Below are 13,071 nucleotides of genomic sequence, written 5' to 3' on the forward strand. Positions count from 1 at the left end.
CAGAGCTGGTTCATTAGGTAATTCCCCGTCATTTAATAAGGCAGCGCCACTTAGCCCGATTGGAGTGAGCATCCCGATAGTTCATCCTACCGTGTGGACACACTATTAAATCTAATTTGTTTTTGCCCCCTTGCCTAAGGCGATCGTCATGCTGTCCCGAAGCTTCGGGATTAGCATCTTTCCAGCTACTAAAAAGCATTTTTTTTCTAAAAATCATTAATTAAATGCAAACATTGATTTTTTCCGCTCTATGCCGCGGTGGCATGGTACTTTGGAGCGCCAAAGTACCCAAAGCGCTCTGTCAATCCAGCAATGGGCCTTTTACATAATCCTACACGCATCAAAAAAACAGCGGCACTTCGTTTAATCAGGTATTGTGTGTTTTCTTCGGCCTGATTGAGCCCTTCGGGGTTTGTGTTCAATACTTATCAAAGTTTTAAATTAGCGTTTATGAACACAAAACCACTGCGTTTTAGGTTTGGTACTACTATTTGTTCTTTCCTGCAACTGTTTTTTTGATTTTCCCAGGCCCTTGGGATTGACGGCGTTCTTCGGTTAAAACAAAGTGTTATTTGAGGAAGCTAGCAAAACGCCTAAAAAATTAACCTCAAAAAGATCTGTCCTCACGGTAGGATAGTTCTCGGGATAAAGGGGAAAGCGGGGGCAAACCTTGATCGTTGCAAATTGCGCTCCTGATCCATCAACTGATTTAATATCTGTAAATTGCCCTTCGACTCCGTTCAGGGTGACTGAATCTGGGTAATCAGCAATAGACTCCACTGCCAACTACAGACTTAGGACTCCAGACTAATCTAAAAATATTTATCAAGCGTTAATCCATAAGTAAGGTTTAAATTTTCGCTGTTGGTAATATTCAGCTTGTTATAGTTAAATGTTGTTGTTAAACTGATCCATTTGCGAAGTTTTAATCCAAGGGTTGCAGATGAGCGGATAATGTAATCACCCTTTCTGTTAAAAGAATTTTGTAAGAAGTGATTCCCGTCAATGGTAATCAGTTCTTTGATCATAAAATGATATTGTAACCTTAACGAATTTCTATAGGTGTGGTAACTATCACCTACAATTAAACTGCTCTGATCGAAAAGTACACCATTACTGATGTTAATGTATGCATTTTCTTTATCTAAAATGCTATAGGCAATGCCACCACCGGCAAGCAGCTGGTTTTTAAGCTTTAAAGAATAGCTGGTATTGTAATTAATCAAGCCCCAATAATAAAAATGTGGCAAGGTTTTATACAGATTAAAGTTAAGTGTGGTAGAAAAATCGTTGTTGGTTAAATTATTATTCTGTTTGCCGTAAAGCCATGCCGAACTGGAGTTTAAAACAAAACTTTTCTTTTTCAACCCAAAATTGAGTGCATTATTTAACAAATAGGCCCGATCATCATTTGTTCGGTTAATCGATCCGGTTGAAGTAAGCAGTACATGATAATGAGTACTGTCGGTATACTGTGCGAGTGATCTGGTATAAAATAGTAACAAAAAGAAGAAGGGTGCAAAAAACTTCATAAACATTTTAACATTGATCTTTATCAATATGTTTAGTCTGATTTAATTCTGATCGTACCATTTCGGTACAGGAATATATTCATGGTTCCAAATCACCTCATCATTTTCATTTTTATAACCTGCAGATATCAGTTCGATCTGTGGCTCTTCCTGCACAATTTCTTTTTTAAACCGATAGGCATCGACCATTAAATAATGATAAAGTTTATCCTGATCAATTTTATTTTCAGTTAGCAAGATTAACGCGTTTTCGCCCGTTTTAAGGGTGTATATAAAGGTGCCTTTTATTCTCATTTCTTTCGTTTAGGTTTTATACAAACTAAAATCGAAATAAGTTTTATTCATCTTTAAACACTTCATCATTATTTCACAAAAAAGAGGCTGTCTTATAAATTGTAATTCGCATCGAATTTGCCATGTTGAGCCTGTCGAAACGCCTCGTAAGACATCTAAAATAGGTCCTTCGACAAGCTCAGGATGACAATTCTATATTTATGATATAGCTTCTTACAGATTGTATAGCTGGATTAATTTAACGTTAATTCAATTACCGGGATTTCAAAATCGGGCTTTTGCTTAGGTAGTTTTAATACTAATGTATTTCCCGTCGATTTTTCTGTATCGATCTGTATTTCTGAATTATCGTGTAAAAACTGTGCGTACTTTGCTTTGTCTTTATATCCATCTAACGTAAGGTAACCCGTATTTGGATATTCGAACAAATGCACATATAGTTTTTTAGTGTCGTTGTTATAGGTGAGTTTTGCTCCTTCGGGTGCTTTAAACCCTGCTGGTGCAAAAGTACAGTGGTAAATAGATTTCGAATTGGCATGCATCCAAAGACTTAAACTATCTAAAGCTGTGACAGCACGGTTGTCGAATTCGCCGCGGGCGGTAGGACCAACGTTTAAGAGTAAATTACCGCCATTGGCTACAGATGTAATCAGTAAATCTAATAGTTTTCTGTTGCTTTTCCAGGTATTCTCATCACGGTGGTATCCCCAGGAACCCGAAAAGGTTTGGCAGGTTTCCCAAACTTTGCCACGGTATTTTTCCAGTTCTTTCGGACTAACCTGTTCTGGCGTTTCGAAATCTGTACCATCTTCATAATCATTAAGATCCAAACGGTTATCTACAATGATTTGTGGCTGCAGTTTTCTAATCTGCTTAAGTAGTGCTACCGAACCCCAATCATCACGACCTTTACCATTTTTACCCGGGTAAGAGAAATCTGCCCAAAGAATGTCGATTTTGCCGTACTTAGTAAGTAGCTCGGTTACCTGATCGTAAAGGTATTTGCGGTATTTGGCCATATCTCTGTTTTTATTCAATACTGCATATTGATCTTCGTGGCCCTTATCTGGTCTTAAAGGGTGGTAAATATCTACGGGAAAATCTGGGTGGTGCCAATCAATCAGCGAATAATAAAAACCTACTTTTATACCCTCTGCACGAAAAGCCTCAACAAATTCTTTAACCAAATCTCTTTTGGCTTGTGTATTGGTTGCTTTATAATCAGTGTATTTGCTATCAAACAATGTAAATCCTTCATGGTGTTTGGTAGTTAACACGGCATATTTCATTCCTGCTGCTTTAGCTTCTTTCGCCCATTTTTTAGGGTTAAATAAATCAGGATTAAATTGATCGAAGTATTTCTGATAAGTTTCGTTGGTAATGTGTTCATTGCTTTTAACCCACTCGTGACGGGCTGGTAGTGCATACAGGCCCCAGTGGATAAACATGCCGAAGCGGGCATCCGTCCACCATTCCATTCTTTTGATCTTTTGAGCTGGAGTTTCATTGCCCAAACGTTTTTGAGCGAAATTAGGTAAGGTTAAGCTTAAGATGAATAAAGCTGTTAAGATTGTTTTTCTCATTTGTGGTTTCACTTGGTTAGAATTTAAATAGCTAATTTACTGCGATATAGGCTTCGATAATAATGGGATATTAGCAAAATATTAAGTTAAATTGGTTTAAAATGTGAATGATGATCTCCGTCACGAAAACTTTGCAGGCAACAGGTTGTTTAGTAGGTATTATTGAAAACTTTGATTGATTAATCCAGATGAAAACTCAAAAGACACCTGCTAAACAAAATAAACAACCGGGTATAGAAGCCAAAATGGATCCAAGGCCAGAAGTAATTAAAGCAAGTTATAAAGGTGCTGGAAAATTAATGGATAAGGTAGCGTTGATTACCGGTGGAGACAGCGGCATTGGGCGTTCGGTAGCGGTTCATTTTGCAAGGGAAGGTGTGCCGATGTAGCGATTGTTTATTTAGATGAAGATGTGGATGCAAAGGAAACCAAACAGCTGGTTGAAGCTGAAGGTAAAAATTGTTTGTTAATTAAAGGGGACGTTAAAAAGCCTGCATTTTGTAAAAAAGCAGTAGAAACCACAGTTAAAAAGTTTGGGAAGATCAATATTCTGGTAAACAATGCCGGAATACAGGTGCCTCAGAAAGATCCAAAGAAAATCGACGACAAACAGCTTGAAGATACTTTCCGTACCAATATATTTGGCTATTTCTATTTTGCACACGAGGTACTTGAACATTTTCAGGCAGGCGATACCATTATCAATACCACCTCGGTAACGGCTTATCGCTCTTCGCCAAATCTGATCGATTACTCTTCTACAAAGGGAGCCATCACTTCCTTTACACGTTCGCTCGCTACAAATTTAGCCAAAACGGGTATCCGTGTAAATGCGGTAGCACCTGGCCCTGTATGGACACCGCTTATTGTATCTACATTCGATGAAAAAAAGATTAAATCTTTTGGATCAGAAACAGCGATGGAAAGGGCAGGGCAACCGTCAGAACTTGGACCATCTTATGTGTTCCTGGCTTCGGATGATGCATCTTTCATAACCGGACAGGTAATACATGTAAATGGTGGTGAAGTGGTAAACGGTTAATTTCGCTACCTTTAATCATCATTAAACCATTTCCATGGCATCAGATCCACCTAAAGATTGGCGTTTTAAACTGCACGAAGTCATTTACGAATCGAATACGCCTGCAGGTAAAGCTTTTGATGTGGGTTTATTGATTGCCATTTTTTCGAGTATTATTGTGGTGATGCTGGATAGCGTTATCAGTATTCATCAGCATTATGGCAAGCTGTTTAATATCATGGAGTGGATTTTTGCCGCGCTTTTTACCCTTGAATACATTTTAAGACTGGTGAGTATCAGAAAACCCATCAGTTATGTAATTAGTCCTCTAGGAATTATCGATCTGGTTGCACTGTTACCATCTTATTTAAGCATATTTTTTATTGGCGCGCAATCTTTATTGGTTTTTAGGGCATTGAGGTTGCTTCGTGTTTTCAGGATATTTAAACTCGGACATTTTTTAACAGAGATTAACTTTTTGACCCAGGCATTAAAAAATAGTGTCCGTAAAATCAGTATCTTTCTGTTAACGGTTTTAACCATCACTGTTATTCTCGGTTCTATTATGTATCTGGTAGAAAAGCGGGAAAATGGTTTTTCAAATATCCCTGAAAGTATTTATTGGGCCATAGTTACGATAACAACAGTGGGTTATGGCGATATTTCACCCATTACACCGTTGGGTAAATTTGTAGCCTCTGTGGTGATGTTAATTGGTTATGCCATAATTGCTGTGCCTACAGGAATCATTACCCACGATATTGCTGTTGCTGCCAGACAGAAAAAAGAATTACCCGAATCGTGCCCAAGTTGTAGTAGAGAAGGGCATGATAGTGATGCCCTGTTTTGCAAATATTGCGGATCATCTTTGTTTAAATAAAAAATGCCAGACAATTGCTTATCTGGCACCCTTTATACGGAAATGAAATGATTGGCTTATAACATTTCACTGTCTTCCTCGTCATAAGCATTTGGATCTTTATCCAGTTCTTCTATATCCGATTCATTATAGTCATTCGTTTCTGCTTCATCATCATCTTCTTCTTCGTCTTCCGGACCTTCTATTTCTTCATTTAATTGTGTGCCTTCGCCATCAGCAAATGGCACTTCATCCACTGTATATTCATCATCTTCAGATGGCTCAGGAGTAGCATGACCATCGGCTGCATTTCCCACCGAACGGTCGACCTGAAACTGTTCGATATTTTGAATTTCTTCTTCTGGTTGATTGTTTTCTAGATTTTCCATAATATAAACGTTTTCATATAAAACAGGTTGAAAACAGATTAGGTTTAGAAAAAATGTAAATTGTTAAGCCCTGTAAGTTGTAAGTTTTAGGGCAGCTAATCTATTTTGCCTAAACTTTTTAGGCGTTAACAAGGTTTATTAATATAATTTACCTTAACTAATTTACAATGAAAAACCATTTCAATACCAGGAAAATAGCTGTAGTGGGAATGATCATTTCAGTTACTTCATTTAATGCAATTGCAAAAGCAGATTGGCATTATACAAAATCATTTGATTATATTCATCAACAAGATAGTTTAACAACTGCACAATTTTTGCAACAGGCGGCTATTGCCGGAATGAAAGAGGTATTGACAGGGAAACTTGCGGCGGAGAAAGCAACAGATAAAAAGATAAAGGCATTTGGCCAGATGATGGTTGAAGATCATACCAAGGCCAACGAAGAATTGAGGACATTGGCGAAACTTAAGAAAGTAAATTTGCCAATGAGCAGGCCAGAAGGTGAACTACGACCAGATGGCAGGGTAGATTCATCACCTGAAAATCTGAAAGATACCTCTCGAAGCAAAAATGCCGAAGGCGAGGCCGGCAATACTGGTCAAGTAAAAAAAACTGGTAGTAATGCCAATGAAATTGATGTTACCAGTGCGGTCAATAATTTGAATAATTTAAGCGGGGCTTCATTTGATAAAGCTTATGTTGAGATGATGCTTGCCGATCATCAAAATGCGGTTGCATTATTTGAAAAAGCGGCGCAGTCTACTGATCGTGCGGTTAAAGCATATGCCAGTAAATATTTGCCTGTATTAAAGAAACACTTAAAGCAGGCTAATGCATTAGCTAAATAATGTATAATTATTCAGCATTGTAATCTTGCTTTTATATTCATCTAAATCGATTTATATTGGTTTCGTAAGTTTAAATAATTAATATATTTGTTTAAACCCAGCCAAATATATGTCTTTAATTAAAGCATTTTTCAGATGCAGAATTGTTCGTCCTCTCACAACAAAAAAGTGAAGCCCCATATGCAGAAATTTATAGTAAACGCTGTAGCTTTTATTTGCATTTACTGACGATATCAACTCAGAAAATTTTGATCTGTTTTGCAGTGCTTAGCTGCATGTCCTTAATGGCTTATAGTCAGCGCAAAGATGGACATCATGCAGATATTGTAATTTATGGCGGAACATCAGCTGGAGTAATTGCTGCGGTACAAGCTACTAAAATGGGCAAAAGTGTGATTGTAATTTCGCCGGATGTCCATTTGGGCGGTTTATCTGCTTCGGGCCTTGGCTTTACCGATACGGGCGATAAATCCGTAATTGGTGGTTTAGCCAGAACATTTTATCAACGGGTTTATCAGCACTACCAACAGGCCAATGCCTGGAATTGGCAGAAAAAAGAAGAATACGGTAACAAAGGACAGGGTACGCCTGCTATTGATGGAAAAGACCGGACCATGTGGATTTTCGAACCTCATGTTGCGGAGCAGATTATGGAAGATTTTGTTAAGGAAAACAAATTAACCGTATATCGTGATGAGGGGTTAGCGCGAGAGGCAGGAGTGGAGATGAAGGATGGTAAAATAATCAGTATTAAAACTTTATCTGGAAAGATATTCAGAGCCAAAATGTTTATCGATGCCACCTACGAAGGGGATCTGATGGCTGCAGCAAAGGTGAATTATCATGTAGGGCGAGAAGCAAATGCGGTTTATCAGGAACAATGGAACGGTGTACAGGCCATGGTTTTTCAGCATTCACATTATTTTAAAAACAACATCGATCCCTATAAAAAACCTGGCGATAAAACGAGCGGTTTGTTGGCCGGTATTTCTAATGATCAACCTGGGCCAAACGGAACGGCAGACCATAAACTTCAGGCATATTGCTACCGGATGTGCCTTACCGATCGGCCGGAAAACAGAATCGAATTTCCAAAACCAGACCGCTACAATCCAATGGATTACGAATTACTTTTAAGGGTGTTTAATGCGGGTTGGAACGAACTTTTTAATAAATACGATCCCATTCCTAACCATAAAACAGATACCAATAACCATGGGCCATTTAGCACCGATTTTATTGGGATGAACTACGATTATCCGGAAGCCACCTATGCAAAGCGGAAAGAGATAATTAAGGCCCATGAAAATTATCAAAAAGGATTAATGTACTTTATGGCGAACGACCCCAGGATGCCGAAAGATATTCAACAGCAGGTTAAAAAATGGGGATTGGCGAAAGACGAATTTAAAGATAACGGAAACTGGCCTTATCAGATTTATGTCCGTGAGGCCAGGAGAATGGTCGGCGATTTCGTAATGACCGAGCATGAAGTGCTTGGCAAAAAAGAAGTACCCAATCCAATTGGGATGGGTTCTTACGCGTTAGATTCTCATAATGTTCAACGCTACGTTACGCCAGCGGGTTATGTGCAGAATGAAGGCGATATTGGTGTTAAAGCGCCAAAACCATATGGCATTTCTTATCAGGCCATCGTACCCAAGAGAACCGAATGTAAAAATTTATTGGTGCCGGTCTGTTTGTCATCGTCGCATATTGCCTATGGCTCTGTGCGGATGGAACCCGTATTCATGATCTTGGCCGAATCGGCGGCCACTGCTGCATCTTTAGCTATCGATCACAAAATCAATATTCAGGATGTAAAATACAATCAATTAAAAAACTTATTGTTAAATCAAAAACAGTGTTTAACTTTAACTCACTAAAACGATTTATTAAAATCATTTAAAGCACACAAAACCAAATTTCTCAGAACGAAACCTGATCAAACATGAAAAAAAAATTATCATTTGTCATTTTGCTACTGTTATTTGCAGTAAAACTTTTTAGTGCTCCGATAGAGTTGGTATCGCCCGATAAACGGATTAAAGTATCGGTAAATATTAAAGATAAAATTGGCTATGCGGTAACTTTTAATGGCGATCCTTTTTTGGCCAATTCATACTTACAGTTAAACTTAGATCAGGCAAAGCTGGGTGCCAATGCAAAGCTGTTAAAGAAAACGCTTTCTTCGGTTAACACCAGTTCGAATCCGATTGTTCCACTTAAAAACAGTACCGTAGTAAATCAGTATAATTTATTGCGATTGGACTTCAAAGGCGATTTTAGCGTGGAATTCAGGGCTTATAACGATGGCATTGCCTATCGTTTCATCACGAATAAAAAAGATTCGATCATTGTAAACAGCGAAGATGTGCACATCAATTTTAACGATGCAGTTAAAGCTGATTATTTAGAAACTGGTGGATTTAAAACTTCTTACGAAATTCTTTACCGTCAAAATGAACTCGGAAAAGTAAACAAGGATAAGATGAGTGTGCTGCCAATCCTATTTAATAATGGTAAGTATAAAGCCTTGTTATCAGAAGCTGATCTTTATGATTATCCATGTTTATTTGTTAAAGCGGTAGACGATAAAACCGTTGATGCTATTTTTCCTAAAGCACCTTTGGCTTTTGGAGAAGATGGCGACAGAAGCAAGAAAATTTTAAAAGAAGCCGATTATATTGCCAAAACAGCTGGTAAAAGATCATTTCCCTGGCGTTTTTTGGTCATTACCGATAAAGATACCCAGTTAGCAGCAAACCAAATGGTGTATAAACTGAGCACCCCTAACCAATTGCAGGATACCAAATGGATAAAACCTGGTCAGGTAACCTGGGAGTGGTGGCACAATGCCTACGTTTACGGGGTCGATTTTAAATCGGGTTATAACCAGGATACTTATAAATATTACATCGATTTTGCTTCGAAATTTGGGATTCCTTACATCATTATGGATGAAGGATGGGCGAAAACAACGCTTAATCCTTTTGAACCTAATCCAACCATTAACCTGCAAGAGTTAATTGCCTATGGTAAACAGAAAAATGTAAAAATTGTACTTTGGTTTACCTGGCTGGCAGTCGAAAATAACTTCAATATTTTCGAAACATTAGAAAAAATGGGGCATTGCTGGGGTCAAAATTGATTTTATGGATAGGAGCGATCAATGGATGGTGAACTATTATACCCGTGTAGCTAAAGAAGCCGCCAAACACCACATTTTAGTCGATTTCCACGGTGCATTTAAACCTGCAGGTTTAGAAGTTGCCTATCCAAATGTGCTTTCGTATGAGGGGGTTATCGGGATGGAACAAAATATTGGCGGTGGCCTGGCTACGCCAAACAACAATTTATTTCTTCCGTTTTTACGTAATGCAGTAGGACCTATGGATTACACGCCTGGTGCTATGCGTTCGGCACATAAAGAGGATTATAAGCCAAGTTGGGTAAATACAATGAGTATTGGTACAAGGGCACATCAATTGGCGATGTACATCGTGTTCGAAAGCGGTCTGCAAATGTTGGCTGATAATCCTTTTAATTATTTAAGAGAGCCAGAAACCACTTCGTTTATTACCAGTGTTCCGGTTACCTGGGATGAAACCAAAATTCTGGATGCAAGTGTTGGTGAATATATTGTTACGGCCAAACGCAAAGGCGAAAAATGGTTTGTTGGCGCGATGGGCAACGATCAAAAACATGATCTGAAAGTTGAAGCCAGTTTCCTGAAAGCAAACACAAACTACCAGATCACCCTGATCAAAGATGGCATCAATGCAGATTTTCAGGCGATGGATTTTAAACGTATCGTAAAACCAATTAAAGCTGGAGAAACGATCGATATCAATATGGTAAAAGATGGTGGTTTTGTTGCTGTAATTGAGCAGGTTAAATAATGAAATTAAATAAGGTAAATGCTCAAAAGTGTAATTAGTTTTTATGTTGTCGTCATTCTCGCGTATGCGGGAATCTTAAGCATATAAATTACTTTATAATGCATTACGATTTCCAATCAGGTTACCAATGACGGATTCTAAAATTGGCGTCATCTCGACCGAAGCAAATGCGCAGTGGAGAGATCTTTGGACTATGTTAAAAGATCTCTCCTCCAAAGGAGTTTCTTTGGAACACTGCGGAGATGACGATTTATCTTACCTGTCACCCAACTCCTTTGTTTTTTGCTAAAAAACTGACCTCTGGGAATGACGGATTCTCGATATTATCTAGCCACTTTTTTATTGGGACGAAGTAGCTACTATACTAGAGGATAGCGCTATCCTTTAGTATAGTAATAGCTTTTTGATACTTCGTATCTATAATTTTGCCAGACATAAAAAAGGCAAAAAAATGAAAATATTACATCTTATATCAAGCCCAAGGGGCGAAGCATCTTTCAGTACCAAATTGGGAAAGGTCATTGTAGAAAAATTGCAGGCAGCAAATCCTGACAGCACTTTAACTACACACGATCTTACCAATACGCCATTTCCACATTTGGAAGAGGTGCATATCAATTCTTTTTTTACACCGATAGAGCATCATACACCTGAATTTACAGCAGCAATAAAACATTCTAATGAGGCCATTGCAGAACTTAAAGATGCTGACGTAATCGTAATAGGCGCACCATTGTATAATTTTGGTATTCCCTCTACATTAAAATCATGGATTGATCATATCGCACGTGCAGGCCAAACATTCAGTTATTCTGAGAATGGCCCTGAAGGTTTAGTGAAAAACAAAAAAGTGTATCTGGCCATTTCTTCTGGTGGTGTATATTCGGAAGGACCAATGAAACCTTATGATTTTACAGAATCTTATCTAAGATCGGTTCTAGGTTTTATGGGTATGACCGATATTACGGCATATCGCGCAGAAGGTGTAAGCATTCCAGATTTAAAAGATGTGGCTTTGGATAAAGCAATCGAAAGTATAGCCATTTAAGTGGTTTATTAGTTCATTGGTCATTAGTTCATTGGCAAATTGGTTGATTGTTCAAATCGACTGAGGACTGCGGACTAATGACTTTGAACTAAAATTAAGTGCAAACTTAATGTTCTTAATTCCTTAATGATGAGATTTATCATACGCTCGACAATTATCGTTCAAATCGACTGAGGACTGCGGACTAATGACTTTGGACTAAAGATTACCTGCACCAAACTTAATGCGCTTAATTCCTTAATGATGAGATTTATCATTACGCTCGACGATTATCGTTCAAATCGACTAATGACCGTGGACTAAAGACTCTGGACAAAACTATGCCGCTAAATACTTTTCTACTCTATCAGCAAAATCGTTCAGATCGAAAGGTTTGTTTATAAAATCTTCCGCGTCACATTTAGCCTTAACGGCGTTTAAGTGGTTATTGGCCGACATCATCATGACTGGAATATCATGTGTTTTAATATTTCGCTTTAATGTATTGCAAATATCCAATCCATTCCCATCTGGTAACATAATATCTAAAATCACCATGTCAGGGCGGTGTTTGCTCATTTGAAGCCAGAAATCGTTAATGTTTGGGCAGGTCTTCACCTCATAAAGCTCCTCAATTAATAGAAATTCGATAATTTCTCTAATACTCGGATTATCTTCCACTACATAGATGCACTTTTTCATAAGCTCTACTTTTGTTATATAGATAACTAACCTAGCTATCAGATGTTTAAGATAGTTATACACAATGTTAGGGTTATTAACCTTATTAGTGGTACATGTCATGCGTTTCTATAATTTTTGCGCTGACTAAAAAAAATACAAAAATAAATTTTGATACTAATTTTTTTAGTATAGATTTGCTCTTGGAGAAACAGGATACAAGGAATATTATAGATAATTCTGAGTATTTAATTGATGATTTAAACAAAAAGCTTCTGGCTTGGTTTGTTTGCTGATATATTTATTTTTTATATGACCGTTACCGTTTTAGCCATATTCGAAACAGATTTTAGACCAGATCTTTCATTAGGTAAAATCATGAATGAAAGATTGAGGATTGCTGCCGCAGATTTACAGGATATCCATTTACAGCATTTACATGCCATTGGGCAACGTAGTGATGATTTGGTGGTTTATATCAGTTATAACCCAAAATATAAAATTAGATGGCGTGTAGTTAACGATGTGCCAGAGGATGTAGAAAACTTTGTAGCCCAAACCTGTGGTAATTTAGGTTACATTCACTGGAAAACAGCCTCTATTAATGTTTTTAAGGGAAATGAACTATAAAGAAATACTTTATAGTTATATTTTATAGCGGTCGTCATTCTCGCGTATGCGGGAATCTTAATTAATAAACTTACTTTTATGATGGATAGATTATAGAAGTTTAAAATAAATAGATGGTATGAAAGATGCTGAAATAAATTCAGCATGACGATTTCTCCAGTATAGCGTAATAAAATTCAAATAAAAAACGAGTTGCCATTTGGCAACTCGTTTTGTTTTCTTTCGGTCGTCACCCTGAATTCATTTCAGGGTCTACCTCGCTATTAAGATGCTGACCACGTAGTAGCTACAAGACAATTGAT

15 protein-coding genes are annotated in these 13,071 nt (G+C 37.7%); 9 read left to right on the plus strand and 6 right to left on the minus strand.

Annotation, left to right across the window (positions count from 1 at the left end):
* Window positions 1-248: 248 nt before the first annotated feature.
* The 4 genes from QF042_RS12505 to QF042_RS12520 form a co-directional block, all read right to left on the minus strand.
* On the minus strand, window positions 249-422 hold the full coding sequence (locus tag QF042_RS12505) for a hypothetical protein (protein ID WP_307528797.1): 174 nt from the start codon (window positions 420-422) through the stop codon (window positions 249-251).
* A 390-nt stretch (window positions 423-812) separates the two neighbouring features.
* Window positions 813-1,532, minus strand: coding sequence for a DUF481 domain-containing protein (locus QF042_RS12510; RefSeq protein WP_307528799.1), 720 nt, complete (start codon window positions 1,530-1,532; stop codon window positions 813-815).
* 42 nt (window positions 1,533-1,574) lie between these two features.
* Complete coding sequence (locus QF042_RS12515) at window positions 1,575-1,826, minus strand: hypothetical protein (protein WP_307528802.1); 252 nt, start codon at window positions 1,824-1,826, stop codon at window positions 1,575-1,577.
* Window positions 1,827-2,059: 233 nt separating this feature from the next.
* Window positions 2,060-3,409 carry an alpha-L-fucosidase gene (locus QF042_RS12520; protein WP_307528804.1) on the minus strand — a complete coding sequence of 450 codons (1,350 nt, stop codon included), beginning with the start codon at window positions 3,407-3,409 and terminating at the stop codon, window positions 2,060-2,062.
* A 188-nt stretch (window positions 3,410-3,597) separates the two neighbouring features.
* On the opposite strand from QF042_RS12520, the gene QF042_RS12525 reads away from it, so the two are divergent.
* Genes QF042_RS12525 through QF042_RS12535 form a run of 3 tightly spaced genes read left to right on the plus strand, consistent with a single transcriptional unit; the run spans window position 3,598 to window position 5,310 of the window.
* Window positions 3,598-3,798 carry a hypothetical protein gene (locus tag QF042_RS12525; RefSeq protein ID WP_307528806.1) on the plus strand — a complete coding sequence of 67 codons (201 nt, stop codon included), beginning with the start codon at window positions 3,598-3,600 and terminating at the stop codon, window positions 3,796-3,798.
* 23 nt (window positions 3,799-3,821) lie between these two features.
* Complete coding sequence (locus tag QF042_RS12530; RefSeq protein ID WP_307528808.1) at window positions 3,822-4,451, plus strand: SDR family oxidoreductase; 630 nt, start codon at window positions 3,822-3,824, stop codon at window positions 4,449-4,451.
* 34 nt (window positions 4,452-4,485) lie between these two features.
* Window positions 4,486-5,310: an ion transporter gene (locus QF042_RS12535; protein WP_307528810.1), complete on the plus strand. Its 825-nt coding sequence runs from the start codon at window positions 4,486-4,488 to the stop codon at window positions 5,308-5,310.
* 56 nt (window positions 5,311-5,366) lie between these two features.
* On the opposite strand, the gene QF042_RS12540 is transcribed toward QF042_RS12535, so the two are convergent.
* Window positions 5,367-5,678, minus strand: coding sequence for a hypothetical protein (locus QF042_RS12540; RefSeq protein ID WP_307528812.1), 312 nt, complete (start codon window positions 5,676-5,678; stop codon window positions 5,367-5,369).
* Between the two features lie 167 nt (window positions 5,679-5,845).
* On the opposite strand from QF042_RS12540, the gene QF042_RS12545 reads away from it, so the two are divergent.
* From QF042_RS12545 to QF042_RS12565, 5 genes are all read left to right on the plus strand, one after another.
* Window positions 5,846-6,529, plus strand: a complete 684-nt coding sequence (locus QF042_RS12545; RefSeq protein ID WP_307528814.1) for a DUF4142 domain-containing protein — start codon at window positions 5,846-5,848, stop codon at window positions 6,527-6,529.
* Between the two features lie 284 nt (window positions 6,530-6,813).
* The gene (locus tag QF042_RS12550) at window positions 6,814-8,415 is read left to right on the plus strand and encodes an FAD-dependent oxidoreductase (RefSeq protein ID WP_307528816.1); all 1,602 of its coding nucleotides are present in this window, start codon (window positions 6,814-6,816) and stop codon (window positions 8,413-8,415) included.
* 65 nt (window positions 8,416-8,480) lie between these two features.
* Window positions 8,481-9,680 (plus strand): glycoside hydrolase family 97 N-terminal domain-containing protein, encoded by a 1,200-nt coding sequence (locus QF042_RS12555; RefSeq protein WP_307528819.1) that lies wholly within the window; start codon window positions 8,481-8,483, stop codon window positions 9,678-9,680.
* A 4-nt stretch (window positions 9,681-9,684) separates the two neighbouring features.
* On the plus strand, window positions 9,685-10,431 hold the full coding sequence (locus tag QF042_RS12560; protein ID WP_307528820.1) for a glycoside hydrolase family 97 catalytic domain-containing protein: 747 nt from the start codon (window positions 9,685-9,687) through the stop codon (window positions 10,429-10,431).
* A 451-nt stretch (window positions 10,432-10,882) separates the two neighbouring features.
* On the plus strand, window positions 10,883-11,479 hold the full coding sequence (locus tag QF042_RS12565; RefSeq protein WP_307528822.1) for an FMN-dependent NADH-azoreductase: 597 nt from the start codon (window positions 10,883-10,885) through the stop codon (window positions 11,477-11,479).
* Between the two features lie 318 nt (window positions 11,480-11,797).
* Here QF042_RS12565 and QF042_RS12570 read toward each other — a convergent pair whose 3' ends face one another.
* Window positions 11,798-12,160, minus strand: coding sequence for a response regulator transcription factor (locus tag QF042_RS12570; protein WP_307528825.1), 363 nt, complete (start codon window positions 12,158-12,160; stop codon window positions 11,798-11,800).
* 291 nt (window positions 12,161-12,451) lie between these two features.
* On the opposite strand from QF042_RS12570, the gene QF042_RS12575 reads away from it, so the two are divergent.
* Window positions 12,452-12,769, plus strand: a complete 318-nt coding sequence (locus tag QF042_RS12575; RefSeq protein WP_307528826.1) for a hypothetical protein — start codon at window positions 12,452-12,454, stop codon at window positions 12,767-12,769.
* Window positions 12,770-13,071 lie beyond the last annotated feature (302 nt).

The sequence above is a fragment of the Pedobacter sp. W3I1 genome (assembly GCF_030816015.1).
Taxonomy (GTDB): domain Bacteria; phylum Bacteroidota; class Bacteroidia; order Sphingobacteriales; family Sphingobacteriaceae; genus Pedobacter.